This is a genomic window from Agromyces arachidis (assembly GCF_052805135.1).
The window spans coordinates 62,362-87,935 of record NZ_JBRBDK010000002.1; the positions used below are offsets into that span (position 1 = coordinate 62,362).

Consider the following 25,574-nt stretch of genomic DNA (forward strand, 5'->3'; position numbering starts at 1 on the left):
GGTTCCGCTACGGTGACCCGATGATCGCAGCGCTGCTCCTGCTCGGTCTCGTGCTCACCGCGGCCATCATCGCCGCGAACGGCTACTTCGTGGCCCAGGAGTTCGCGTACATGTCCGTCGACCGCGCGCGGCTGCGCAGCCGCGCCGAGTCCGGCGACGCCGCCGCGGCGCGCGCCCTCGCCGTCACGAAGCGCACCTCGTTCATGCTCTCGGGCGCGCAGCTCGGCATCACCGTGACCGGCCTGCTCGTGGGGTACGTGGCCGAGCCGTTCATCGGCGAATCGCTGGGGATCCTGCTCGGCGGGGTCGGCGTCTCGACCGCGGCCGGGATCGCGATCGGCACGGTCGTGGCGCTGGTGCTCGCGACGGTCGTGCAGATGATCTTCGGCGAGCTGTTCCCGAAGAACCTGGCCATCGCCAACCCCGAACCCCTCGCCCGCGCGCTGGCGAGATCGACGCAGGTCTACCTGGGCGTCTTCGGCTGGCTCATCGCGCTCTTCGACCACGCCAGCAACGCCGTGCTGCGACTGCTCCGCGTCGAACCGGTGCACGACGTCGACAGCAGTGCCACGGCCGAGGACCTCGAGCACATCATCGGCGACTCCCGTGCGAGCGGCGACCTGCCGGAAGAGCTGTCGATCCTGCTCGACCGCATCCTCGACTTCCCCGACCAGGACGTCGAGCACGCGATGGTGCCGCGCGTCCGAGTCGACGTGGTCGACCCCGCGACCGCGGTGTCCGAGCTCCGCGCGATGATGGCGGCCGGCCACACCCGGTATCCCGTCCTCGGCGAGCGCGACGAGCCGATCGGCGTCGTGCACCTCGCCGACGTGCTCGCCGCGGATCCCCGCGACCCGCGACCGGCGTCGGCGATCATGCGCCCGCCCCTGGTCGTCCCGACCCTCATGCCGCTCCCGGACGCACTCGAGCAGCTCACCCGGACCCGCAACGAGCTCGCATGCGTCATCGACGAGTACGGCGGGTTCGCCGGAGTCGTGACGATCGAGGACCTGGCCGAGGAGCTCGTCGGCGAGATCAGCGACGAGCACGACACCCCCATCGGCGTGGGGGCGGTCCTCGACGAACGAGGCGCCTGGGTCATGGACGGCGACATGCACCTCGACGAGGTCGAGCGGATCATCGGGCGACCGCTCCCGCGCGGCGACTACGAGACCATCGCGGGGCTGCTCATCGCGGTCGGAGGAAGCCTGCCCGAACTCGGCGAGGTGGTCGAGGTCGACCTGCCCGCCACCGGCGCCGATCTCGCCGACGACGAGCCCGAGACGCGCCGCCTGCGCGTCGAGGTGAGCGAGGTCGACCTGCACGTGCCATCCGTCGTCAGGGTCGAGATCACCGAACCCGAGCAGCGGGACGCGGCCGACGAGGAGGCGGAGCGATGAACGCCTGGGCCGTCACTGCGATCACCGCCGGGCTCATCGCGCTCAGCGCGTTCTTCGTCGTCATCGAGTTCGCGCTCATCGGCGCGCGCCGCCATCGCCTCGAGCAGGACGCCGCCGACAGCCGCGCGGCGCGCGCCGCCCTGCGGGGGATGAACGAGCTCACGATCATGCTCGCGGGGGCGCAGCTCGGCATCACCGCGTGCACGTTCGCGCTCGGCGCGGTCACCAAGCCCGCGGTCGACGGATGGCTCGGGCCCGTGCTCTCGTCGTGGGGCCTGCCGGAGTGGCTCGCTGGCGGCGCGGCCTTCGCGCTCTCGCTGCTGTTCGTGACCTTCCTGCACCTCGTGATCGGCGAGATGGCGCCGAAGTCGTGGGCGATCGCCCACCCCGAGACCGCGGCGAAGCTCATCGGGCTCCCGTCGCGGGCGTTCGTGTGGGTGTTCCGGCCGTTCCTCGGCTGGGTGAACCGGATCGCGAACCGGCTGGTCGCCGCGACCGGGGTCCCGCCGGTGGACCGCGCCGCCGTGGGCGGTCGCGACGCGGAGACCATCCGCAACCTCGTCGAGTACTCGGGCCAGGTCGGGGTGCTCGAGCCGGAGCTGCGCTCCCAGCTCACCGAGGTGATCGAGCTCCAGGACCTCACGGTCGACGAGATCACCACGCCGAACGACGACCCGACCTCGGTCGGTTCGGAGGCCACGGTCGCCGACGTGCGCGACGCGGCGCTCGCATCGGGCCACCTCCGAATCCTCGTGCGCGACGCCGACGGCCGGATGACGCGCGTGGTCCACGTCCGAGACACGCTCACCGAGCCCGATGACGCGCGAGCCGAGGCGTTCGCACGGCCGGCCTTCCTGGTGTCCGCCACGACCCCCGTGTACGAACTGCTCCGGCGGATGCGCGAGGAGCGGGTGCAGCTGGCCGTCGTCGAACGCGACGACCGCCTGCTCGGGATCGTGACGCTCACCGACGTCGTCGGCCGCGTGCTCCCCGAGGCTCCCGCCGCGGCGACCGCGCGCGACTGAGCGGACGCCAGGGGGTATCGGCCGGACCGCGACCTTGCGAGACTGGAGCCGGTCGTCGACGCGGCCGCGACCGAGGGGGACGCCGATGCCGAAGAGGGTCACGCGGAGGAACTACGTCCGTGCGGAGACCGCGCACCGCTTCAGCGCGCACCTGCGCCGGGCGGCGCTGAACGAGTACCACCACGAGCGCCTCCCGCCGACGGGCGAGCACTCGTCGGCCGTGCGCCCGAACCTCGACGTGCTGTTCTCGTACGCGGTCGTCGACGTGACCGACGGCGCGACGTTCTCGGTGGCCGCCTCCGACGAGTACCAGTCCGACCAGCTCATCGACGAGCAGCACCAGACGGTCGCCGTCGTGTATCCGGGCGAGTCGGTGACGCTCACCCCCGCCGACCTGTCGTGGGGCACGCACGTGTTCGTGCTCGGTCGCACCGCGATCGTCGAACCCATCGCCCGCACGCACGAGCTCCAGAATGCGCGGCGGATCGAGGCGGCGTCCGCGCACTCCTACCGGCCGCCGCGCTACGACGATCGCACGCGCCTCGCCGTGGGCGCCCAGCTCGAGCGTCGCGCGGCCGGCGTCGAGCTCGACCGCGCGTACGGCGCACGCGGCCGGACCGACGCCGTGCAGCACCTCCTCGGCACCCGCGTCGGCTGGGGGCAGCTGCCGCCCGAGCACGGGCTGTACGTCGAGGGCGTGGCGACGAGCAGCGGATGCGACATCTGGACGTTCGACGTCCCGCCCGTCGACCCCGACCGGCACGGCTTCTTCTCGGTGGCCAGGTACGACGAGCGGGGGCGCATCGACGTCGAGCCCGCCGCGATCGCCGGAGCCGAGATGACCCGCAACGGCGACCGCACCGTGAGCGTCTACTTCGGCGACGACGGCTGCGTCGCCCGCGGCAACGTGCTGCGGACCGCGCCCGGGCAGGTGTTCCGGTACGCCATGCGCATCTACGGGCCGGCGGATGGCGCACAGGCCCGCCGCTACGTCGCGGCGCTCCGCGCGCGAGGGCTCGAGACGGTGCTCACCTGACGGGCCCGGTTCCGCGCGTGCACGCGACTCCCGGGTGGAGGCCGTAGGGTCGTCTCACCGCCCCCTTCCGAGAGGAGACCGCCTGCCATGAGCAGTGCCATCACCAGCGCCACCGCGCTCGACGTCTTCGACCGCCGCGAGTCCGACGTCCGCGGCTACGTGCGCGCGTTCCCGACCGTGTTCGACCGCGCGACCGGCTCGACGCTCGTCGACGCCGACGGCCGCGAGTACCTCGACTTCTTCGCGGGCGCGGGCGTGCTGAACTACGGGCACAACAACCCGGCCTTCACCCGGGCGCTCATCGAGTACCTCGAGCGCGACGGCATCATCCACGGCCTCGACATGGCGACCTCGGCGAAGCGGGCGTTCATCGAGGCGTTCGAGCGGCTCGTCCTCGAGCCCCGCGGCCTCGACCACAAGCTGCAGTTCACCGGTCCGACGGGCGCCAACGCCGTCGAGGCGGCGCTGAAGGTCGCGCGGCAGGCCACCGGCCGTTCGAACGTCGTCGCCTTCACGAACGCGTTCCACGGCCTCAGCATGGGCGCGCTGGCGGCGACGGGCAACAGCCACTACCGCTCGGCGGCGGGCGTCGGCCTCGACGACGTGACGCGCATGCCGTACGACGGCTACCTCGGCGCCGACGTCGACACGCTCGACCTGCTCGAGAAGCAGCTCGACGACCCGGGCTCGGGCCTCGATCTGCCCGCGGCGGTGATCGTCGAGGCGGTGCAGGGCGAGGGCGGCATCAACGTCGCCCGCGTCGAGTGGCTGCAGCGGCTGCGCGCGATCACCGAGGCGCGCGGCATCCTGCTGGTCCTCGACGAGATCCAGGCCGGCGTCGGCCGCACCGGGCGGTTCTTCGCGTTCGAGCACGCGGGGATCGTGCCCGACATCGTGACCCTGTCGAAGTCGATCTCGGGCTCGGGCCTGCCGATGTCGCTGGTCCTGCTCCGGCCGGGCGTCGACGTCTGGAAGCCGGGCCAGCACACCGGCACCTTCCGCGGCAACAACCTCGCGTTCGTCTCGGCGCGGGTCGCGCTCGAGACCTTCTGGGCGGATGCCGCCTTCGCCGACGCCGTCACCGCCAAGGGCGACCTGCTGCGCGGCGAGCTCAAGCGGATCGCCGACGAGTACCCGGAGCTCGGCTTCGTCGTGCGCGGACGCGGGCTCATGATGGGCATCGCCTGCGACGCCGACCGCGCCCTCGCCGGACGCGTGTCGAAGGCGGCGTTCGAGCGCGGCCTGGTCATCGAGACCTCCGGCGCCCACGACGAGGTGCTGAAGTTCCTCCCGGCGCTCACCATCACGGAGGACGAGCTGCGTCGCGGCCTCGCCATCGTGCGCGAGAGCCTCGCGGCGGTGCTCGCCGGGTAGGTGGCCGAGGGCGTCGTCGTCGTTCCAGCGGTACGTCACGCTCCGACGGGCGTCCATCGCCTCGACGCGGATGGGCACCTCGCCGTAGCCCGCGAAGCCCATGGCCCCCTGCGCGCCGGGTCCGACGCCGTCGAGCACGGTGCGCCCGGACCACTTCGAGATGTGCTCGGGCTCGGTGACGGCGCGCCACACCGCGTCGGCTCCCGGCGTCATCGGATCCCATCCGATCGGCCGAGCGTTCCGTATCCCTCATGACCGCCATTCCGGCGCGGTCGCGGGCGCGACCGACGCCCGCCGGACGAGGGAGTACTCGATGAAGATCGCAACACGAACCGCGGCCGCCGCACTGGTGAGCCTCGCCCTGGTCGCCGGTGGCGCGAGCGCCGCCTACGCCGGGCACGACGCCAATCCGTCGGAGAAGGTCGCCAGCTACCAGTACGCGCTGGACGCGGTGCAGCCGTCCGACGTGCCGGAGAGCCGCGCGAACGGCACGACTCGCGTGAAGGCGCTGCCGAACGGCAAGCTCCAGGTCATCGTCGAGGCGTGGGGCCTGTCGCCGAACCTCCCGCACGCCATGCACCTGCACGGCGTTCCGGGTGCGGCCACCGACCTCGGCTGCCCGGGCCCGGCGCAGGCCGGCGACGACGGCGTCGTCTCGGTGCTCGACGGCGCGCCGTTCTACGGCGGCATCCTCACGTCGCTCACCTCGACGGGCGACGTGTCGCCCGCAAGCGCGCTCGCCCTCGACCGGTTCGCGGTCGCCGACGCGAGCGGCTATCTGTACTACGAGCGCACGTTCGCCGACATGGCCGGGTACGCCGACGCCGGCACGGTGCAGGTGGTCGTGCACGGCATCGACTTCGACCGCAACGGCATGTACGCGTTCAACCCCGAGGACCCGTTCGCGAGCCGGTCGTCGTCGCTCGGGGCGTCGATCCCGCTCGAGGCGACCGTGCCCGTGCTGTGCGGTGGAATCGCGAACTGACCTTCCGGCCCGCTCGATCGACGACGGATGCCGCCGCGGCCTGCGCCTCGGCGGCATCCGTCGCTGCCACACTGGACCGCATGGAGAACGCGCCCGTCGACCATGACGCCGCCGCGGCGCTCTGGGACGCCTACCGCACCGCCCACCCGGACCGCGCGACCGACGCCGAGACGCCATCGGTGGAGGTCTTCGGCGACCATCCGGCGCTCACCGATGAGCTGCTCGGACTCGTGCTCGACGGGACGAAGCGCGCGACCGCGTCGCTCGTCGCCGAGTTCTCCGCCGAGGGACAGCCGCTCCCCCGCATCGGCAGCCACTGGATCGCGTGCGACTCGACGGGACGGCCGCGCGCCATCCTGCGCAGCACCGAACTGCGGCTCGCGACCTTCGACGACGTCGACGAGCGGTTCGCGTACGACGAGGGCGAGGACGACCGCACGCTCGAGTCGTGGCGCGAGAATCACCGGCGATACTGGCAGCGGGTCACCCCGGCCCTCGGGATCGTGTGGACCGAGGAGAGCGAGCTCATGCTCGAGCGCTTCGAGGTCGCCTGGACGGCCGACGACTGACGTCGGGGGTCCGTGCGAGCATGCCGGCATGAGCATCGACGCGCGCCCGGCCTCCGTCTTCGACGACGTCGCGGCGGTCATGCGGCTCGACCTGCGGTGACGCCGGCGCGGCGCCGGTTCAGATGAACAGCGTCGTGCCCGACCGGTCCGCCTCCCCGAGGAAGGTCGCGACGCCGCCGAGCTCGATGCCGTCGATGAGATCCGATTCCGCGATCCCGAGGAGGTCCATCGTCATCGTGCACGCGATGAGCCGGGCGCCGTTGCGGTGCGCGGCGGCGATGAGCTCCGGCACCGACTGCACGTCGTGGCCCTTCATGACGTGCTTGATCATCGCCGGGCCTGCGCCGGCCATGTTCATCTGCGACAGCGGCAGGTGGTCGGGTCCCGACGGCATCATCGCGCCGAACATCCGCTCGAGGGCGGTGTGGTCGCGCTTGGGCGGATCGCTCCGGCGCAGCGCGTTCAGGCCCCAGAACGTGAAGAACATCGACACCTGCTGGCCCATGGCCAACGCGCCGTTGGCGATGATGAACGCGGCGAGGACCTTGTCGAGGTCGCCGGAGAACACGACGAACGAGGTCTGGTTCGGCTTGGTCGCGAGCGCTCCTCCGGGTGCGGCCGCCGCGGAGGCCGCCGCCCCGCCCTTGCGGAACGCGGCGACGTAGCCCGGCCCCTCGGGCTCGATCGAGAGCAGCGCGTGCCCGTGGCTCGCCGCCCAGGCGGGACCGTCGCTCGCGAATCCCGGATCGGAGACGTGCACGACGACCTCGTCGCCGTCGGCCAGGTCTCCCATGGTGCTCGAGAGCCGCATGATCGGGCCGGGGCAGGCCAGGCCCGTGCAGTCGAGGTCGACGGAGGTCCCCGTGCCGCGCGCCGCGGCGATCAGGTCGACCGCTTCGGCGTACGGCGTCTCGGGTGCCGGCGGCGCCGACGAGGCGGGCTCGACCTCATGCCAGTAGCGGAATGTGTTCGATCCGCCCGACAGCGTGGCGACGTCGTCGAAGCCGCGCTGCACGAGGATGCGGTGGGCGAGGTAGCTGCGGAAGCCCACCGCGCAGTAGAGCCGCACCGGCTGCGAGCGGTCCCAGTCCTCGCAGGCCGCGCGCAGCGAGGCGAGGGGCACGTTCTCGGCGCCGGGGATGTGCCAGATGCCGAACTCCTCGGGCGTCCGCACGTCGATGAGCCGAGCGCCCTCCACGGCCGCCGGGTAGTCCTTGGCGTACCAGAGGACGAGATCGCCCTTCAGGACGTTGCCCGCGACGAACCCCGCCATGTTGACCGGGTCCTTCGCCGAGCCGAACGGCGGCGCGTACGCCAGTTCCAGCCGCTCGAGGTCGTGGACCGTGCCGCCCAGGCGGATGACGGTCGCCAGGACGTCCAGCCGCTTGTCGACCCCGTCGAAGCCGGCGACCTGCGCGCCGAGCACCTTGCCGTCGTCGGGGGCGAACAGGAGCTTCAGGTGCATCATCGCGGAGCCCGGGTAGTAGCCCGCATGACCCGACGGGTGGATGTGCACGGTGCGGTGCTCGATGCCCGCGGCGTCGAGCTGCCGCTCGGTCGCCCCGGTGCCCCCGGCGACCATGTCGAACACCTTCACGATCGAGGTGCCCTGCGACGAGAGGTACTCGGTGTCGCGCCCGCAGATGTTCTCGGCCGCGACCCGGGCCTCGCGGTTCGCCGGGCTCGCGAGCGGGGTCAGCCAGGTGCCCGGGAGCACGGTGTGCGGGGTCTCGACGGCATCGCCCGCGGCCCAGATGTCGGGGTCCGACGTGCGCATGTGCGTGTCGACGACGATGCCTCCGCGGGGCCCGATCTCGAGGCCGGCGTCGCGCGCGAGGCCCGCGGCGGGACGCACGCCCGCGGAGAGGATCACGAGGTCGGCTTCGAGGAACCGGTTGTTCTGCAGCTCCACGGTGATGCCGCCGCCGGGACGCTCGGCGAACGCCGCCGCGGCCGTCGACAGGTTCAGGTCGACCCCGCGGCTGCGCAGGTGCTGCTCCACGGGGATCGACACCTCCCGGTCGAGCGGCGGGAGGATCTGGTCGGACAGCTCGACGATGGTGACGGCCGCGCCGCGGTGCCGGAGGTTCTCGGCCATCTCGACCCCGATGTACCCGGCGCCGATGACCACGGCGTGCACGGTCCGGCCCCGAGCGGATGCCGCCTCGTCGAGCGCCGCGTCGAGCCGGGCCTTGATCTCGTCCATGTCGTGGATGTTGCGGAGCACGTGCACGCCGGGCAGGTCCGCACCCGGGAGCGGCGGGCGCAGCGGGTCGGCGCCCGGGCAGAGGGCGAGGCGGTCGTACCGCTCGGCGTACTGGCGTCCGGTGGCGACCTCGCGCACGGTGACGGTCTTCGCGGAGCGGTCGATCGAGAGCACCTCGGATCCCACGCGCACGTCGATGTCGAGCGACTCGCGGAGGCTCTCCGGCGTCTGCAGCAGGAGCCGGCTGCGATCGGCGATGACCTCGCCGATGTGGTACGGCAGGCCGCAGTTCGCGAACGAGACGTAGTCACCCCGCTCGAGGACGATGATCTCGGCCGACTCGTCGAGGCGCCGCGCCCGCGCCGCGACCGACGCGCCTCCCGCCACTCCGCCGACCACGACGATCCTCATGCGTGCTCCTCTCCCAGCGGGCGCGCGGCCACGTGCCGGCGTCGACCCGCCCCGAGGCTACGGCCCGGCCCATCCGCGCCATGGGCCATGGGTCCCATGGCGCCGGGCGCGGCATCCGATCACGCCGTTCGTCGCGCATGCACGACCGCTCGTCGCAGGACGGCTTCCCCTCGGAGCCGATCGTGCGCTATGGTCTGATTTCCATACCGAACGATCGGTCAGCAAAAGCGACCGGCACTCGGCCTGCACCGACGGCGTCGCATCCACCCCACGCGGCGCCGGGTACCCGAAACACCCGAACCTGCACAGAACAACGGAGTTCGCATGACGACGACGTCACAGATCCACGAGGAAGCCGAGCGCACCGGCCGCATGTCGAAGGAGGAGCGCAAGGTCCTCGCCGGCACCCTGGTCGGCACCTCCATCGAGTGGTACGACTTCTTCATCTACGCCCAGGCCGCCGGCCTGGTGCTCGCACCGCTCTTCCTCGCGCCGGTCGCCGAGTCCAACCCGGCACTGGCCCAGATCCTCGCCTTCGCGACGATCGGCATCTCGTTCCTCTTCCGGCCGCTCGGCGCGGTCGTCGCCGGTTACCTCGGCGACAAGCTCGGCCGCAAGCGGATGCTGGTCTTCACGCTCGTGATGATGGGCGTCTCGACGTCGCTCATCGGCTTCCTGCCGACCTACGCGGCCATCGGCATCGCGGCGCCGATCCTGCTGATCCTGCTCCGCATCCTGCAGGGCTTCTCGGCCGGCGGCGAGTGGGGCGGCGCCGCCCTCATGGCCGTCGAGCACGCGCCGAACCAGAAGCGCGGCTTCTTCGGCGCCTTCCCGCAGATCGGCGTGCCCGTCGGCATGATCCTCGCGACCTTCACGCTCTGGGTCATCACCTCGTCGATGTCGCAGGAGGCGTTCGTCGCGTGGGGCTGGCGCATCCCGTTCATCCTGTCGATCGTGCTGATCGTCGTCGGCTACGTGATCCGTCGCGCGGTCGAGGAGAGCCCGGTCTTCCAGGACCTCCAGCGCCGCAAGCAGGAGTCGTCGGCGCCGCTCGGCCAGCTCTTCCGCACCAACACGAAGAACGTCATCCTCACCGCGCTGATCTTCATCGCGAACAACGCCGCCGGCTACCTGCTGATCGCGTTCTTCGCGACCTACGCCGTCAACGTCCTCGGCATGGACCGCCCGTCCGTGCTCATGGCGACCGTCCTGGCCTCGTTCGGCTGGCTGGTCTTCACGATGTTCGGCGGCCGCCTCTCCGACCGCATCGGCCGCATCCGCACCTTCCAGCTCGGCTACGCGTTCCTCGCCCTCTGGGCCGTGCCGATGTGGTTCCTCATCGACACCGGCGACATCGTCTGGTACTTCGCGGCGCTGTTCGTGATGACCTTCGGCCTCGGCCTGTCCTACGGGCCGCAGGCGGCGCTCTACGCCGAGATGTTCCCGGCCAACGTGCGCTACTCGGGCGTCTCGATCGGCTACGCGCTCGGTGCGATCCTCGGCGGCGCCTTCGCCCCGATGATCGCCGAGGCGCTGCTCACCGCGACCGGGATGTCGTGGACGATCGGCCTCTACATCGCGATCGCCTCGGTGATCTCGCTGGCCGCCGTCTCCTTCGTCAAGGAGACGAAGGGAACCGACCTGCACGTCTAGCGACGGTGCGGCGCGCGGCGGGGTTCCGCGCGGAACGACGGGGGCGGATGTCGCGTGGCATCCGCCCCCGTCTCGTGCGTTCGGCGGGCGCCGGCCGTCAGTGCCCGGCGCCGAGGTTGCCGGCCAGCCGGCCGTGCAGCAGCGTGCTCTCCTCGTTCATGCCCTCGATGACCGCCCGCTTGCCGCGCTGCTCGTACTTCGCGGTGATGGTGTCGAGCGCCGCGACCGTCGAGGCGTCCCAGACGTGGGAGCCCGACATGTCGATCACGATGCGGTCGGGGTCGTCGGCGTACTCGAACTGGGTGGTCAGGTCGTTCGACGACGCGAAGAAGAGCTCGCCGACGACCGTGTAGTAGGCGGTCGGCACGGGCTCGTCGAGGGCGATGCGCCGCTCGACGGTGGCGAAGTGGGCCACCCGCCGCGCGAACAGGATCATCGCGACCACGACGCCGACGATGACGCCCACGGCGAGGTTGTGCGTGGCGACGACGACCGCGACGGTGGCGACCATGACGGCGGTCTCCGACTTCGGCATCCGCTTCAGGGTCGACCACCGCACCGCGTGCCAGTCGAACGTGGCGACCGAGACCATGATCATCACCGCGACCAGGGCGGCCATGGGGATGATGGCGACGACGTCGCCGAGCAGCAGGATCAGCACCAGCAGGAACGCGCCCGCGAGGAACGTCGAGATGCGGGTGCGAGCGCCCGAGGCCTTGACGTTGATCATGGTCTGGCCGATCATCGCGCAACCGCCCATGCCGCCGAACAGGCCGGAGAGCACGTTCGCCGCGCCCTGGCCGAGCGCCTCCCGCGTCTTGCGGGAATGGGTGTCGGTGATCTCGTCGACGAGCTTCGCGGTCATGAGCGACTCGAGCAGGCCGACGAGCGCCATCGCGAGCGCGTACGGCGCGATGATCGCGAACGTGTCCCACGTGAGCGGGACGTCCGGGACGAAGAGCTCGGGCAGGCTCTCGGGCAACTCGCCCTGGTCGCCGACGGTCGGCACCGCGATGCCCGAGCCGACCACCACCACGGTGAGGAGCACGATCGCCACGAGGGGCGCCGGCACGGCCTTCGTGAACCGGGGCATCACGACCATGATCACGATGCCGGCCGCCACCAGCGGGTAGACCATCCAGGGCACGCCGAGCAGGTGCGGGATCTGCGCCGAGAAGATGAGGATGGCGAGCGCGTTGACGAAGCCGATCATCACGCTGCGCGGGATGAACCGCATGAGCCGGGCGACGCCGAGCACGCCCATGGCGAGCTGGAAGATCCCGGCCAGGATGACGGTGGCGATGAAGTAGTCGAGGCCGTGATCGCGCGCGACGGGGGCGATGACCAGCGCGACCGCGCCGGTGGCCGCCGTGATCATGGCCGGCCGGCCGCCGAGGAACGCGATCGAGACCGCCATCACGAACGACGAGAACAGTCCGAGCCGGGGGTCGACGCCCGCCAGGATCGAGAACGAGATGGCCTCGGGGATGAGCGCGAGCGCGACCACGAGGCCCGCGAGCACCTCGCGGGTGAGCAGGCGCGGGGTTCGCAGGGCGGTCAGCACCGACGGCTGGGGTCGGTAGCGCGAAGGCGCGTCGGCGCGCTGGAGGATGGCCAAGGCGGTCTCCTGTCGGATGGGCGGCTCGCTCGGAGCCGGGACGTCGCGGGAAGCGCCCCGTTGCGCGGCCGGCCGCGCGGGCCGGAGGCGCGGTCGCCCGCGCGACCCGCGACTCTACCGGCAGGCGACGCATTCGCCCAATCGCACGCGTCGGCGATGCGAGCCGATCGCCGCGAGGCTTCGAGTGTGGGCCGGGCTAGGGGGCGGCGTCCGGGCTGCGCTCGACGGACCGCTCGAGCGCGGCGATGAGCGACCTCGAGTCCCACGGGCCGACGTGGCGGATGCCGCCGACGAAGAAGGTGGGTGTGGAGTGCAGGTCCATGATCTCGGCATCGATCTGGTCGTCCTCGACCCGGTTGACGACCCGCGGCGAGCGGAGGTCGTCGAGGAATCGCTCGACGTCGAGGTCGAGCTCGTCGGCGAACCGGCAGAAGTGCTCGGTGTCGAGCGTGTCCTGATGGGCGAACAGGAGCTTCGCCATCTCGAGGTGCCGGCCCTGCAGCGCGGCCGCCTCGTAGGCTTGGGCGGCCTCCTTCGCGTGCGCGTGCACCGCCTCGAGCGGCAGGTGCCGCCAGACCCAGCAGACGTCGTCGCCGAAGTGCTCGAGCACCGCGTCGATCGAGCCCGTCGCGCGGCTGCAGAACGGGCACTCGAAATCGCCGTACTCGACGATCTGGAACGGCGCGTCGGGACGCCCGCGGTAGTGGTCGCGCTCCGGGTCGAACGGGCGCACGAGCACCTTCCCGACGGGCTTCGGCGGCCACAGCCGGTCGCCGATCGCGAACACCGCCCAGCCGAGGCCGAAGGCGATGACGGATGCGGCGAGCACGCCGACCCGCCCGAGGTCCTGCTGCTCGGGGTCGTCGAAGGCGAGCGACACGATGAACAGCGAGATCGTGAAGCCGATGCCCGACAGTGCGGCGCCGCCGGCGATCCGCGGCATCCGGAGGCCGGGCGCCAGGCGCCCGAGACCCGTTGCGGTCACGACCGCGACGGCGCCCGTGATGCCGACGAACTTGCCGACGACGAGGCCGGCGACGATGCCCCAGACCAACGGCGACATGAACGCGGTGCTGATCGTCTCCGCGTCGAGGTGCACGCCCGCATTGGCGAGCGCGAACACCGGGAGCACCAGGAAGGAGATGTACGGTCCCCACGCCGCCTGCAACCGGTCGTTGATCGAGATCGACTCGCGCAGGCTGCGGTTGACCGCCGCCGCGTAGTCGGCATTCGGCGACTCGCGGAAGGCCTGCGACAGCTCGGCCGTGCGTTCGACGTCGGAGCGGGCGGGCGGCACGACCGGGATGAGCAGCGCGACCGCCACGCCCGCGAGGGTCGGGTGGATGCCGGCGGCGAGCACGGCGAACCAGAGGGCGGTGCCGAGACCCGCGTAGGCCAACCCGCGGCCGGCCGGGAGGAACCGCACGAGCGCCAGCCCGATCATGAGCACCGCGGCGAGCGCGAGCGGTGCGGGATCGAAGCCGGAGTTGTAGAACACGGCGATGACCAGCAGCGCGCCGATGTCGTCGACCACCGCGAGGGTGAGCAGGAAGGTCCGCAGTCGCGCGGGGAACTTCGGGCCGATGATCGCCAGCGCCCCGAGCAGGAAGGCCGTGTCCATCGAGATCACGATCCCCCACGCGTGGGCCTGCCCGGTGGGCCAGGCGATCGCGAGGAAGATCAGCGCGGGCAGGATCAGCCCGGCGACGGCGCCGACGACGGGCACGACGGCGCGGGCGCGGTCGGTGAGCTCGCCGAGCGTGAACTCGCGCTTGACCTCGAGCCCCACGACGAAGAAGAAGAGCGTCATCAGCGCGTCGTTGACGAAGTGGTGCAGGTCGGTGCTGAGGACCATGTCGCCGATGCCGAGTTCGAGCGGCATGCCCCAGAAGGCCTCGTACGTCTCGCCCCAGGGCGAGTTCGCCCAGGCGATGGCGAGGACGGTCGCGAAGAGCAGCAGTGCCGCGGCCCCGCGATCGCTCGTGCCGAGGTGCAGCTTCGGGCGCCGCCGTCCGCCTTCCGTCGAGGTCGGCGGAGCGGGCGTGGGGGCGCTCATGTGCTCATGCTAGGGGCGTGGCACGTCGGCCGCAGCCTCGAGCCGCGCGATGCGCGCCCGCGCGTTGCGCTCGCTCGGCGACATCCGCCCCAGCACCCTCGTCGCCGACCAGAGCAGCGCGCGCGTCAGCGTCACCGCCGGCCACCGCGGTCGGCGGAGCCCGAGCAGGGCACGGGTGCGCGGGTCGAGCGAGGCCACCGCGCCGCCGAACAGGATCGGGTAGAGGCGGCCGGTGAGCCCCGGCAGCCCCGGACGCCGGATGAACCGCACCGCCTCCGCGACGCGCTCGTCGGGCTTCGCCGCGGCCAGGAACGCCGTCATCTCGTCGCGCAGCTCCGCGACCGACTCGGGCGGGTCGACGACGCCCATCAGCCGGCCCGCCTGCGCCCACTCGCGGACGTACGCGTCGGATCCGCCGGGGATCGGGCCGCCCCAGGTCTCGTGCGCCCCGATGAACGCCTCGGTGAACGCGTCGTGCACCCAGCGCAGCAGCTCCGCATCGTTCGCCGAGTACGGGCGTTCGACGCCCTCCGCGTCGACGTACGTGCCGGTCACGCGACCGTGGAGCCGGGTGACGAACGCGCACGCCTCGGTCGCCGCCCGCCGGTCGCCGAAGCTCGTCGTGGCGACCCAGCGGATGGTGCCGTCGAGGCGGCCGAGCGGATCCTCGCGGTAGCGGGAGTGGTCGTGCACGCCGGCCATCGCCCCGGGGTGCAGGGTCTGCAGGAGCAGCGCGCGGATGCCCGCGACGAGGGTCGGCAGCGCGCCGTGCACCGCCCACACCGCACTGCCCGGCCCGAACCAGCCCGCGTCGTCGCCCTCGGCGAGCGCCCTCGCCCATGCCGGCGGCTCGGCGCCGCGGCGCCGCACGGGGCGCCGGGCGTCCGCCTCGCGTGATGCCGGTCGTGCGCCCATGCCCTCGACGTTAGGCCCCGTGCCGACGGCCGGGGCTGCGGATGTGCTGCGAAGCGGCTGCGAACCGCGGCGGACCTTCGCCCCTCCCCCGCCTCCCTGCGCATGCGGGAGGCTGGGTGCCATCCGGGCGCACCCCCGCGAACGCACGAACGCCCGACCCGCCGACCGGACGGAGTGGATGGCCGCCATGACGCCGATCTGGATCGTGCTCGCCGGACTGGTCGCGCTCGTCATCGGAGCCGAGCTGCTGGTGCGCGGCGGCACGCACCTCGCCGCTCGGCTCGGGGTGTCGCCCATGGTGATCGGCGTGACGGTCGTCTCCCTCGGGACGAGCGCCCCGGAACTCGCGATCGGCATCGATGCGGCGGCCAAGGGCACCGGGTCGCTGGCCCTCGGCAACATCGCCGGGACGAACACCCTGAACCTCCTCCTGATCATGGGCATCGCCGCGCTGATCCGGCCGCTGACCCTGCGCTCCCACGCGATCCGCATCGACCTGCCCGCCATGGTCGCGGCGGCCGTGATCCTGCTGCTGCTCACGCTGGACGGTCTGGTCACGCGCGCCGACGGGGTCGTGCTCCTCATCCTCGGCGCCGCCTACACCGCGGTGGTCGTCGAAGCCGCGCGGCGCGAGTCGCGCGCCATCCGGGCGGAGTTCGCCCGGGAGTTCGCCGAACCGCGGCTTCCCGCCGCGGCGACGCGGGCGCGGGCGGTCCGGGCGGCCATCGGCCTCGTGGCGGGCATCGCCGGGGTCGTCGTCGGCGCCGACTGGCTGGTGTACGGAGCGGTCGAGCTGGCCGCCGGCTTCGGCGTGCCGGTCGCCGTGATCGGACTGACCGTCGTCGCGATCGGCACCTCGGCGCCCGAGCTCGCGACCGCGATCGTCGCGACGATCCGGCGCGAACGCGACATCGCCGTCGGCAACCTGCTCGGCAGCAGCGTCTACAACATCCTGCTGGTGTTCGGCGTGACCGCGGTGGTGCCGTCGTCCGGCATCGTCGTGGATCCCGAGCTCATCGCGATCGACCTGCCCGTGATGGCGGCGGCGACGATCGCATGCGTCCCGGTGTTCCTGACCGGGCGGCGGATGCAGCGCATCGAGGGCGGCGTCTTCGTCGTCGCCTACCTCGCGTACCTCACCAGCGTGGTCGTGCTGCGCGCCTGACCAGGACGGTCAGGGCCGGGGGTCGTCGAGCAGGAACGCGATCGCGGCCTGCCGGAACTCGCGCGAGCCGGGCGCGTTGAAGTGGTGCCGGCCGGGGATCTCGAGGAAGTCGCCGTCCGGCGTCGCCGCCGCGAGCGCCCGCGACTGCTCGATGATCGCGTCGTCGGTTCCCGTGGCGAACAGCACGGGCTGCCGCGGCGGGTCGGCCGGGTCGGGGTCGGCGTCGCCGGTGCGCATGCCCTCGGCGAGCGCGACGAGCGCGTTCACGTCGTTGCCCGGCACTCGTTCGGCGAGCGTGACGTAGTTGCGGGTGACCGGGTCTTCGACCGGAGTGCCGTGCTCGGCGTACGCGCGCGCCTGCTCGATCTGCATGCGGGCGAGCGGGCGGCCGTCGGGGATCCCGCCGAGCACTGCCCGCTCGACGCGATGGGGCGCCTGCACGGCGACCTGCCATCCCACGCGCGCCCCGAGCGAGTAGCCCACGTACCGCACCGTGTCGAGCAGGTAGGTGTCGAGCACGGTCAGGAGGTCGTCGGCGAGGGCGTCCATGCCGTACGCGATCGCCTCGTGCGGCTTGTCGCTCTGCCCGTGGCCGCGCTGGTCGACGCCGAGCACGCGGAACCCGGCGCGGGTGAGGTCGCGGACCCAGCCGGTGCCCACCCAGTTGTCGCGGCAGCTCGACGCGAACCCGTGCACGCAGAGCACCGTCGGCCCGTCCTCCGGGCCCCAGAGGTAGGTCGCGATGCGACGCCCCTCCCCCGACATCACGAACTGCGGCGACGGCATCTCGGTCAGGGAGGGGAACGCGGCATCCATGTCGGCCATTCTGCCGTTCACGCGCGCTCGTCGGGTCCGCGCGCGTCGAGGTCGAGCCGCCGGCTCATGGCGTAGTTCTCGAACTCGACGCCGTTGCGCACCGGATGGCGCACCTCGTCGACAGAGAATCCGTGGGTCTCGAAGAACGGACGGGCGGTGATGCTCGCGTGCGTGCGGACCGCGTCGGCTCCGGCGGCGACCGCCTGGTCGATCGCCCAGGCCAGCAGTGCACTGGCCACGCCCCGCCGGATCGCAGCCGGGTCGACGTACATCATGTCGACGTACCCCGAGTCGTCGACGTCGGTGAAGCCCACGATCCGCCCGTCGTCGATCGCCACGACCGTCTGCCGGGCACCGCGCCGGGCATCCCACTCGTCGAGGTCGAGGTCCGCGGGCGCCCAGGCGGCGAGCTGCGCGGGCGTGTGGTCACGCGCCGCGGTCGTCTGCACCGCCCGCTGGAATACGGCGAGCGTCGGCGCCGCGTCGCCGGGCGCGTACGGGCGGAGTCGCAGCGTCATCCGGAGCGCCTCAGGGATCGATCGCGGCGACGGTCTGCCGGTGCTGGCGCGCGAACTCGGCGAGGATCTCGTCGGTCGTGTCGCCGGTGCCGAAGAACTGGTTGCGCAGCACCAGCGCGAGGTCGTCGATCGCCTCCTCGAGCATCTGCCCGCTGTTGCGCACCGTTCGGTCCTCGGACCGACGGGCGAGCCGCGCGAGGTGCATGCCGTAGGGCAGTTGCGCGGCGAGGGACGTCTCCGCCTGCTCCTCGGTGAAGTAGTACAGCTCGGCGTTCTGCCAGGTGTCGATCCGCACCTGCGCGAGCGCCTCGGTGAGGGAGTCGAGCAGGCCGCTGGAGGTCGCGGACTCCATGTTGAGCAGGTGGCCGGCCGTGTCGGCACGGCGGATCAGGGCGATCCGCAGCGCGAGGGCGCGACGGCGCCCGAGGCCCGGGTACAGCTCGAGGAACCACGTGACCGCCGCGGTGAGGAGGGCGAAGCCGAAGAGCGCCTGCAGCGGCGCGAAGATCCGCAGCCAGGGGTCGGTCGGGAACATGTCGCCGAGCCCCAGCGTCGACATGCTGACCGTGGAGAAGTAGAACGCCTCGAGGATCGGCGGGTACTCGTCGATGCGGAGCGCGGGGGCGAACGAGAACCCCTCGGGGATGTGCGGCAGGTAGACCAGCGTCCAGCCGACGACCTGCAGGCCCGCCCAGGTGCCGACGACCGCGATCGACGCGATGGGGCCGGCGAGGGTGCGGCCGGTGCGCCCGAGTCGCGACGAGAGGCCCCAGGTGGTGGAGGCCGCCCAGTGCGTCACCCGGCCCCGTCCGGTCGGGTGGAGCAGGGTGTGGAACACCTCGTTCAGGCCGGTCAGGATGAGGGCGATGCCGACGATGGTCCAGATCCACTCCACGCGCCAATGCTACGTGCGGGTGGCGGGGGTCGGTCTCCGACGGTCCGTCGTGCGTCAGCGGAGCGCGGCGACGGCCTCCTCGATCAGCGCGACCACCGACGGGTCGTCGTCGACCTCGGGCGTGAATCCGACCCGCACGACCACCAGGTCCTCCGACGGCACCACGACGACCTTCTGCCCGTCGTGCCCGCTCGCGTAGAACGCGTCCTCGGGCACCCCTGGCCAGCGGAGCGTTCCGTCGGGCAGCGCGTTGACGCGCCAGCTCATACCCAGGCCGAGGTCGTCGGTCTCGGTGACGTCCTCGACGGCGAGCGTGCGTTCCATCCAGTCGGCCGGGAGCAGGCGCTCGCCGTTCCATTCGCCGTCCTGCAGCACGAACTGCCCGATCGCCGCCCAGTCGCGCGGCGTCGCCCACAGGTACGACGAGCAGACGGGGGTGCCGGCGGCATCCGGCTCGAGGACCGCCGAGGTGAGCCCGAGCGGCTCGAAGAGCAGTTCCCGCGGGAGGTCGGCGCCGAGGCCCGACCGCTCCATGAGCACCGAGCACAGCAGGTTGGTGTTGCCGCTGGAGTACTGCTGCACGGTTCCGGGCTCGTGCGCGAGCGGCTGCCCGGCGACGTACGAGGCCATGTCGGGCTCGAGGTAGAGCATGCGGGTGATGGGCGTGCCGAGCTCGTACGTCTCGTCCCACTCGAGGCCGCTGGTCTGGCGCAGCAGCTGCTCGACGGTGATGTCGGCTCGCTCGTCGGTCCACTCGGGCACGAGCCGGTCGTCGTCGAGCGAGACGACGCCCCGCTCGACCAGCACGCCCGTGAGCAGGTTCGCGACGCTCTTCGACATCGACCAGCCGAGCTGCGGGGTGGTGGCGTCGAAGCCCTCGGCGTAGCGCTCGGCGACCAGCTCGCCGTCCTTGATGACGACGACGCCCCGCGTGCCGAGCGCCGCGGCGTCGTCGGCAGGCAGGTCGTCGCCGAAGGCCCGGCCGAGCGCCGCCTCGAGGGCCGCATCGGAGGCGGGCGCCGGCGCGTCGGTGAACGGGTTGGCGCCCGACTCGACGACGGATGCCGCGGGCAGCGCCGGCCGCGCGTCGGCGAGCGTGCACCCGTATCCCTCGGTGTACCAGGCCTTCTGCCGCGCGAACGCGCCGAACAGCGATCCGGCGGCGGGGTCGCCGGCGCCGTCGACGTCGAGGTAGGGCACGAGCGGGTTCGACGGCAGGTCGGAGGCGGGGTCCTCGCGGCTGCTCACCTCGGTCACCGCGCAGGCGTTGTGCGCGGCGTACCCGGTGCCGGTGAGCAGGATCGGCTGCTGCCAGAGGTACAGGCCGGTGAAGGCGGCGATGAGGACGAGGGCGAGGACGGCGACGACGGCGACCGTACGACGGAGGAGGCGCACCGAGGGATCGTAACAGCGTGCGCCGGCGCGGCAGCCATCGCAGGATCACGATGCGGCCACGGAGGCGGCGGCGGGCTACCCCTGGAAGTCCTCCGGGTCGACGTCCTCGAGGAACTTCTTGAACTCCTCGAGCTTCTCCTCGGCCGTCTCCTCCGACTCGGGCTCGTCGGGGTGGGTCTCGACCATCTCGGCGGGGATGCCGGCCTGCTCGAGCACCGCGTCGGCGACGAACAGCGGCGCCTCCGTGCGCGAGGCGAGCGCGACCGAGTCGGACGGCCGCGCGTCGATGACGTACGGGCCGGTCGGGGTCATGATCGTGAGCTCCGCGTAGAACGTGCCGTCCTCGATGCGGGTGACGTCGACGCGCTCGATCTTCGACCCGACGGCGTCGAGGAGCAGCTTCATGAGGTCGTGCGAGAGCGGGCGCGGCGCCTGTTCGCCCTGCACCGCGATCAGGATCGAGGTGGCCTCCTGCGCGCCGATCCAGATCGGCAGGACCCGCCCGCGCCCCTCGTCCTCGCCGAGCGGCTTCAGCAGGATGATGTGCTGCCCGGACTGATCGAGCGCGACCCCGAGGACGCGGACCTGGACCATGACGCCTCCCGTCTGGCGATGGGCGTGGTCCTCCATGGTAGGCCGCCCACCGGCCTCGCTCCCGGGTCCGACGTCCTGCCGGGCGGCCGGCCCTCGACGCGGCGTCGCACCTTCGCCTACTGTCGCGTCCATGCGCCGTCTCGAGTCCGCCGCCGGGTTCCCCTCCGCCGCCGCGTGGGGTTCGCCGGCCGGATGGGCGACGGCCGCATTCGCGACGGCCGCGTCGATCGTGAGCCTGTGGGCGTTCGAGGCGGCACGACGCTCGGAGCGGAAGCGCCTCTTCGTCGCGCTCGACGAGCGGCTGACCGGACCGGACGCGTAGGTCGGGCGCCGACTGCTGCAGACCTCGATGGGCGACGCCGAGTCGATCAAGCGGATGTCCGACCGGAGGCCCGACAGGTTCGTCCTCGTCTCTCGGGCGCTGAGCCTCTATAACACGCTCGCCATCTACGCCCATCGCGGGTACCTCGACCGCGACCTGGCATTCGGCCGCTGGGCCGACCGGGTCCGCGAAGACTGGCCCCGCATCGAGCTGTTCCTCAGGTGGCGCCGCGCGCATGGCGGCGGCGACGCCATGTGGAACCACCTCGTGTGGTTCGCCGAGAAGTCCGGCGCCGAGGTCGGCGCCGACCTCCGGCTCGGCCCGGGGTGGGACCGCCGGGTCCGGACCCGTCGGCGGCGACGTCCGGCGCGCTCGGCCGGGCGGGACGACCGGTCCCGGCCGCCCGAGACGACTGTTCTATAGTCGAACACACCGTTCGATTCGCAGGGGGCCCGATGGTACGCAACGCCGACGACGTCGAGGCGCCCCCGTCGCAGACGCTCTCCCGCGGCATCCGCATCCTCGAGATCCTCGCCGACGCGCGCGAGCCGCTCTCGATCGACGACCTGGCCCAGCGACTCGGCGTCCATCGTTCGGTCGCCTACCGCCTGCTGCGCACGCTCGAGCACCACCGCCTCACCGTGCGCGACGCCGGCGGTCGGATCGCGCTGGGCGCGGGCATGGCCGCGCTCGCGGCCGGGGTCGCGCACGACCTGCAGGCCGAGGCGCTGCCCGAGCTGACCGCAGCGGCCAACGACCTCGCCATGACCTGCTTCCTCGCGCTCCTCGACGGCGACGAGATCGTGACGCTCACGAGCGTCGAGCCCCGTCACGCGATCGCGTCGGTCGCGCAGCGCCCCGGCACCCGCCATCCGATCGGCCTCGGCGCCCCCGGCAAGGCCATCCTCGCCTCGCTGCCCGAGTCCGAGTGGCCCGCGACGACGGATGACGCGCACCTGGCCGAGCTCCGGGAGGTGCGCTCGCGCGGCTGGGCGATCAGCCACGACGAGGTGATCCCCGGACTCCGCTCGACGGCGGTGCCGCTGCGCCTGCCGAAGGGGCGGCCGGCCGCGCTCGCGGTGGTCTACGTCTCCAGCGCGCACCCCGACGCCGAGATCGCCGAGCGCCTCACGGCGGCGTCGCGGTCGATCCGTCTCGCGCTGGGCGGCTGACGGCGACCGATGCCGCGCCGCCGCCCGGGCGGCGCGGCATCGCGTCAGGCGCTCGCGGGCTCGCGCTCGCCCGACCGCAGGATCGGCGCGAAGAACGACGCCAGTTCGGCCGTGGCCGTGAGCGGCAGCACCTGCGACACGTACTGGTCGGGCCGCACCACCACGACCGCACCGGTACGGTCGATGCCACGCGCCTCGAAGATGTCGTCCGCCGGGTCGGCCGCGTAGACCTTCTCGTAGTCGACGAGCTGGAACGGCCCGACGTGCGGCAGGAACACCTTCGGCACCGTACCGAGGTCGACCTCGGTGTGCGGCTGCTGCGTGACCACCTTGACGTCGAACCACGCGTCGCGGTCGAGCCCCTCGGGCGTCGCGGCGAGCGGCGACTCGGGCGAGGTCTCGAGCCACCGGGCGAGGTCGGCCCCGGCGGACCCCTCCCCCACCCCGGCCTCGTCGGCGAAGACGTAGATGCGCCAGCGGCCGTCGGCCGTCGCGTGGTGGCCGAGGTGCACGGGGTTGCCGTCGCACACGCGCACGACGGGGGCGGACTTGAAGCGCTTGCCGACCGGGAACCCGGTCGCGAGCGCCTGGTGGTCGGCCTCGCCGACGATGAGCGACGCGGCGTACTGGGTCATGAACCCGGCGGGGAACTCGTGGGTCCGCACGTAGAAGTCCTCGAGCTCCGACGGACTCGCGAACTCCTCGGGCTTCTTGGCCATCATGGTCGACCATTCGCGGTCGAAGTCGATGAGGTCCTGCGCGACGACCTGTCGCTCGGCCGAGTACGTCGCGAGGAGGTGCTCGGGGGCGCGGCCCTCGAGCACGTGGCCGAGCTTCCACGCGAGGTTCCAGCCGTCCTGCATCGACACGTTCATGCCCTGCCCGGCCTTCGCGCTGTGGGTGTGGCAGGCGTCGCCGGCGATGAAGACGCGCGGGGTGCGGGTGCCCGCGGCATCCGTCGGCACGTCGTCGAACCGGTCGGTGAGGCGATGGCCCACCTCGTAGACGCTGTGCCACGGGACGTGCCGCACGTCGAGCGTGTACGGGTGCAGGATCTCGTTGGCCCGCGCGATGATCTGCTCGAGCGTCGTCTCGCGGACCCGGTGGTGGTCGTCCGCGGGCACCTCGCCGAGGTCGACGTACATGCGGAACAGGTGCCCGCCCTCACGCGGGATGAGCAGGATGTTGCCGGCCTCCGACTGGATCGAGCACTTCGTGCGGATGTCGGGGAAGTCGGTGACGGCGAGCGTGTCCATGACGCCCCACGCATGGTTGGCCCGGTCGCCCTTCATGGTGCAGCCGATCGCGTCGCGCACCCTGCTGCGCGCACCGTCGGCGCCGAGCACGTACTTGGCGTGCACGACCCGCTGCTGCCCCGCCCGCTCGCCGTCGGCGTGCGCGAGGGTGACGGCGACCGGGTACTCGGCGCGCTCCGTCTCGTCGGCGATCTCGAGCCCGACGAACTCGTAGCCGTAGTCGGGCACCGACCGGGTCGGGCCGTTCGCGGCGACCTCGGCGAAGTAGTCGAGCACGCGCGCCTGGTTGACGATCAGGTGCGGGAACTCGCTGACGCCGGCCGGGTCGTCCTCGGGCCGGGCCGTGCGCACGATCCTCGAGGGGTCGGCGGGGTCGGGCTTCCAGAAGCACATCTCCGTGATGCGGTACGCCTCGGCGGTGATGCGCTCGGCGAACCCGAAGGCCTGGAAGGTCTCGACGCTGCGCGCCTGGATGCCGTCGGCCTGGCCGATGACGAGCCGGCCGGGGCGGCGCTCGACCATCCGGGTCACGACGTTCGGGAACTGCGCGAGCTGGGCCGCGGCGATCATCCCGGCCGGTCCGGAGCCGACGATGAGGACGTCGACCTCGTCGGGCAGTTCGTCGGGCCGGTTCACGCCGACTCCGGCGGCGGGCTTCACCCGGGGGTCGCCCGAGACGTATCCGTGGTGGTGGAACTGCACGGGTGCTCCTTCACATCGTCGTGATCGCGTGCCGACTCGCGGCGTGTTCGATATCCGAACATATGGTTCGCATATCGCTCAGTCGATGGTAGGCGGATGGCGCGCCCGCGGCAAGCGCCCCAGCCGCACGGGCCGGCGGTCCGCCATCCGGCCCGCCTCCCGTCGGGTCTGCGACAATCGGAGTCGGGTGCGAACGCGGTTCGCCCCGCGCCCACCGCCGAGCCGAAGGACCGCCGATGACCGTGAACTCCCCCGAACCCGCCCAGCGCCCCTCGAAGGCCGAGCTCCTCGGCACGGCGCTCATGCTCGGCATCGCCGCGGTGGTCATCGGCACGGGCCTCATCCTCAGCTTCGCCGCCGTGGCCCTCGGGGGCACGGCGCTCGAGCTGCCGTAGGCGGCATGGCCGCGCAGACCGTCGACGAGTACGTGGCATCGTTCCCCGACGACGTCGCCGCGCGGCTCCGGCGCGTGCGCGCGGCCATCCTCGCCGAGGTCCCGGACGCCGAGGAGCGGATGCGCTACGGCATCGCCGCGGTGATGCTCGGCGGCCGGTACGCGCTCCACTTCGCCGGCTGGAAGCACCACGTCGGCATCTACCCGGTGCCCGCCCTCCCCGAGCCGCTGGAGTCCGAGGTGGCCCCGCACCGCTCCGGCAAGGACTCCGTCACCTTCCGGCACGCCGACCCGCTTCCCGACGAACTCGTGCGGAGGATCGCTGCGGCGACCGTCGCCGCCAGGCGCGGCGAGCCGGCCTGACCTCGGCCCCTCGTTCCACCTCGGGTCAGCGTCGGCGGGCGGTGGCAGACTCTCGACATGGGTTCGACGATCGGCACCCCCGGCGGCACGACCGAGCGACCCGCGCTGTTCTTCTCGGGGCCGGAGGAGTTCCGCGCCTGGCTCGAGGCGAACCACGACAGCGCGTCCGAACTCTGGATGGGCCTCAGGAAGAAGCACGTGCCCGACCGGGGACTGACCTGGGAGCAGGCGGTGCCGGAGGCGCTCTGCTTCGGGTGGATCGACTCGAAGGCGCAGGGCATCGACGGAGATGCCAGCCGCCTGCGCTGGACGCCGCGGAAGCCCGGGAGCATCTGGTCCGCCGTCAACGTCGGCCTGGTCGAGCGGCTGATCGCCGAGGGGCGCATGCGACCCGAGGGGCTCGCCGCCTTCGAACGACGCCGCGACGACCGCACCTCCGTCTACTCGTTCGAGAACCCGGTACGGGCGCTGCCGCCCGAGGCGGCTGCGCGGCTGTCGGCGGATGCCGCGGCGTCGGCGTTCCTCGACGCCGCGACGACGACCTACCGCCGCGAGGTCGTGCACTGGGTGCTGTCGGCCAAGCGGGAGGAGACGCGCGAACGCCGGCTCGCCCAGCTCATCGAGAGCAGCGCGGCCGGCCTGCTCATCCCACCCCAGCGCTACGGCACGACCCCGAAGTGGGTCGAACGCGCGGCGGAGGCGGCGCGCCGCGCCGAGTGACACCGGACGGGCCC

24 protein-coding genes are annotated in these 25,574 nt (G+C 72.3%); 14 read left to right on the forward strand and 10 right to left on the reverse strand.

The genetic code is table 11. The annotated features are described in order from the left end of the window. Nucleotides 1–20 precede the first annotated feature (20 nt). The 6 genes from ACUY4T_RS03270 to ACUY4T_RS03295 all read left to right on the forward strand — a co-directional run bounded on the left by ACUY4T_RS03270 (nucleotide 21) and on the right by ACUY4T_RS03295 (nucleotide 6,389). Nucleotides 21–1,400: a hemolysin family protein gene (locus tag ACUY4T_RS03270; RefSeq protein ID WP_446017473.1), complete on the forward strand. Its 1,380-nt coding sequence runs from the start codon at nucleotides 21–23 to the stop codon at nucleotides 1,398–1,400. Then, on the forward strand, nucleotides 1,397–2,425 hold the full coding sequence (locus ACUY4T_RS03275) for a hemolysin family protein (protein WP_446017474.1): 1,029 nt from the start codon (nucleotides 1,397–1,399) through the stop codon (nucleotides 2,423–2,425). Before ACUY4T_RS03270 ends, ACUY4T_RS03275 begins: the two co-directional genes overlap by 4 nt. An 85-nt stretch (nucleotides 2,426–2,510) precedes the next feature. Then, nucleotides 2,511–3,461 carry a hypothetical protein gene (locus ACUY4T_RS03280; protein WP_446017475.1) on the forward strand — a complete coding sequence of 317 codons (951 nt, stop codon included), beginning with the start codon at nucleotides 2,511–2,513 and terminating at the stop codon, nucleotides 3,459–3,461. Nucleotides 3,462–3,548: 87 nt separating this feature from the next. Further along, a complete protein-coding gene (gene ectB, locus ACUY4T_RS03285; RefSeq protein ID WP_446017476.1) occupies nucleotides 3,549–4,835 on the forward strand; it encodes a diaminobutyrate--2-oxoglutarate transaminase in 1,287 nt (428 codons plus the stop codon). A 313-nt stretch (nucleotides 4,836–5,148) separates the two neighbouring features. After that, nucleotides 5,149–5,820: a hypothetical protein gene (locus ACUY4T_RS03290; RefSeq protein WP_446017477.1), complete on the forward strand. Its 672-nt coding sequence runs from the start codon at nucleotides 5,149–5,151 to the stop codon at nucleotides 5,818–5,820. A gap of 80 nt (nucleotides 5,821–5,900) precedes the next feature. Further along, entirely contained in the window at nucleotides 5,901–6,389 is a 489-nt protein-coding gene (locus tag ACUY4T_RS03295) for an ASCH domain-containing protein (RefSeq protein ID WP_446017478.1), read from the forward strand. A 118-nt stretch (nucleotides 6,390–6,507) separates the two neighbouring features. On the opposite strand, the gene ACUY4T_RS03300 is transcribed toward ACUY4T_RS03295, so the two are convergent. Continuing rightward, nucleotides 6,508–9,006: an FAD-dependent oxidoreductase gene (locus tag ACUY4T_RS03300; RefSeq protein WP_446017479.1), complete on the reverse strand. Its 2,499-nt coding sequence runs from the start codon at nucleotides 9,004–9,006 to the stop codon at nucleotides 6,508–6,510. A gap of 324 nt (nucleotides 9,007–9,330) precedes the next feature. Here ACUY4T_RS03300 and ACUY4T_RS03305 point away from each other — a divergent pair, with 324 nt between their 5' ends. Continuing rightward, nucleotides 9,331–10,659, forward strand: coding sequence for an MFS transporter (locus ACUY4T_RS03305; RefSeq protein ID WP_446017480.1), 1,329 nt, complete (start codon nucleotides 9,331–9,333; stop codon nucleotides 10,657–10,659). Nucleotides 10,660–10,756: 97 nt separating this feature from the next. Here the strand turns inward: ACUY4T_RS03305 and ACUY4T_RS03310 are convergent, their stop codons facing one another. The 3 genes from ACUY4T_RS03310 to ACUY4T_RS03320 form a co-directional block, all read right to left on the reverse strand. After that, entirely contained in the window at nucleotides 10,757–12,277 is a 1,521-nt protein-coding gene (locus ACUY4T_RS03310) for a SulP family inorganic anion transporter (RefSeq protein WP_446017481.1), read from the reverse strand. 196 nt (nucleotides 12,278–12,473) lie between these two features. Further along, nucleotides 12,474–14,333, reverse strand: a complete 1,860-nt coding sequence (gene nhaA / locus ACUY4T_RS03315) for a Na+/H+ antiporter NhaA (RefSeq protein ID WP_446017482.1) — start codon at nucleotides 14,331–14,333, stop codon at nucleotides 12,474–12,476. 9 nt (nucleotides 14,334–14,342) lie between these two features. Then, on the reverse strand, nucleotides 14,343–15,248 hold the full coding sequence (locus ACUY4T_RS03320; protein ID WP_446017483.1) for an oxygenase MpaB family protein: 906 nt from the start codon (nucleotides 15,246–15,248) through the stop codon (nucleotides 14,343–14,345). Between the two features lie 187 nt (nucleotides 15,249–15,435). Between ACUY4T_RS03320 and ACUY4T_RS03325 the strand changes: the two genes are divergently transcribed. Next, entirely contained in the window at nucleotides 15,436–16,413 is a 978-nt protein-coding gene (locus tag ACUY4T_RS03325; protein ID WP_446017484.1) for a calcium/sodium antiporter, read from the forward strand. Nucleotides 16,414–16,422: 9 nt separating this feature from the next. On the opposite strand, the gene ACUY4T_RS03330 is transcribed toward ACUY4T_RS03325, so the two are convergent. The 5 genes from ACUY4T_RS03330 to ACUY4T_RS03350 form a co-directional block, all read right to left on the reverse strand. Continuing rightward, entirely contained in the window at nucleotides 16,423–17,229 is an 807-nt protein-coding gene (locus tag ACUY4T_RS03330) for an alpha/beta fold hydrolase (protein WP_446017775.1), read from the reverse strand. Between the two features lie 17 nt (nucleotides 17,230–17,246). Further along, nucleotides 17,247–17,747: a GNAT family N-acetyltransferase gene (locus ACUY4T_RS03335; RefSeq protein ID WP_446017485.1), complete on the reverse strand. Its 501-nt coding sequence runs from the start codon at nucleotides 17,745–17,747 to the stop codon at nucleotides 17,247–17,249. Nucleotides 17,748–17,757: 10 nt separating this feature from the next. Further along, nucleotides 17,758–18,642, reverse strand: a complete 885-nt coding sequence (locus ACUY4T_RS03340; RefSeq protein WP_446017486.1) for a potassium channel family protein — start codon at nucleotides 18,640–18,642, stop codon at nucleotides 17,758–17,760. 54 nt (nucleotides 18,643–18,696) lie between these two features. Further along, nucleotides 18,697–20,037 (reverse strand): serine hydrolase domain-containing protein, encoded by a 1,341-nt coding sequence (locus tag ACUY4T_RS03345; RefSeq protein ID WP_446017487.1) that lies wholly within the window; start codon nucleotides 20,035–20,037, stop codon nucleotides 18,697–18,699. Nucleotides 20,038–20,112: 75 nt separating this feature from the next. Next, a complete protein-coding gene (locus tag ACUY4T_RS03350) occupies nucleotides 20,113–20,667 on the reverse strand; it encodes a bifunctional nuclease family protein (RefSeq protein WP_446017488.1) in 555 nt (184 codons plus the stop codon). 94 nt (nucleotides 20,668–20,761) lie between these two features. Here ACUY4T_RS03350 and ACUY4T_RS03355 point away from each other — a divergent pair, with 94 nt between their 5' ends. From ACUY4T_RS03355 to ACUY4T_RS03365, 3 genes are read left to right on the forward strand one after another with little or no spacing between them, the layout of a single operon-like run. Continuing rightward, nucleotides 20,762–20,953, forward strand: a complete 192-nt coding sequence (locus ACUY4T_RS03355) for a hypothetical protein (protein ID WP_446017489.1) — start codon at nucleotides 20,762–20,764, stop codon at nucleotides 20,951–20,953. 27 nt (nucleotides 20,954–20,980) lie between these two features. Next, entirely contained in the window at nucleotides 20,981–21,376 is a 396-nt protein-coding gene (locus ACUY4T_RS03360) for a DUF4760 domain-containing protein (protein WP_446017490.1), read from the forward strand. Nucleotides 21,377–21,408: 32 nt separating this feature from the next. Next, on the forward strand, nucleotides 21,409–22,125 hold the full coding sequence (locus ACUY4T_RS03365) for an IclR family transcriptional regulator (RefSeq protein WP_446017491.1): 717 nt from the start codon (nucleotides 21,409–21,411) through the stop codon (nucleotides 22,123–22,125). A gap of 44 nt (nucleotides 22,126–22,169) precedes the next feature. On the opposite strand, the gene ACUY4T_RS03370 is transcribed toward ACUY4T_RS03365, so the two are convergent. Next, the gene (locus tag ACUY4T_RS03370; protein ID WP_446017492.1) at nucleotides 22,170–24,083 is read right to left on the reverse strand and encodes an FAD-binding monooxygenase; all 1,914 of its coding nucleotides are present in this window, start codon (nucleotides 24,081–24,083) and stop codon (nucleotides 22,170–22,172) included. Between the two features lie 236 nt (nucleotides 24,084–24,319). Between ACUY4T_RS03370 and ACUY4T_RS03375 the strand changes: the two genes are divergently transcribed. The 3 genes from ACUY4T_RS03375 to ACUY4T_RS03385 are packed head-to-tail and all read left to right on the forward strand — an operon-like array spanning nucleotide 24,320 to nucleotide 25,560. Then, nucleotides 24,320–24,478, forward strand: coding sequence for a hypothetical protein (locus ACUY4T_RS03375; RefSeq protein WP_446017493.1), 159 nt, complete (start codon nucleotides 24,320–24,322; stop codon nucleotides 24,476–24,478). 5 nt (nucleotides 24,479–24,483) lie between these two features. Beyond that, nucleotides 24,484–24,840, forward strand: a complete 357-nt coding sequence (locus tag ACUY4T_RS03380; protein ID WP_446017494.1) for an iron chaperone — start codon at nucleotides 24,484–24,486, stop codon at nucleotides 24,838–24,840. Nucleotides 24,841–24,897: 57 nt separating this feature from the next. Further along, the gene (locus ACUY4T_RS03385; protein ID WP_446017495.1) at nucleotides 24,898–25,560 is read left to right on the forward strand and encodes a YdeI/OmpD-associated family protein; all 663 of its coding nucleotides are present in this window, start codon (nucleotides 24,898–24,900) and stop codon (nucleotides 25,558–25,560) included. Nucleotides 25,561–25,574 lie beyond the last annotated feature (14 nt).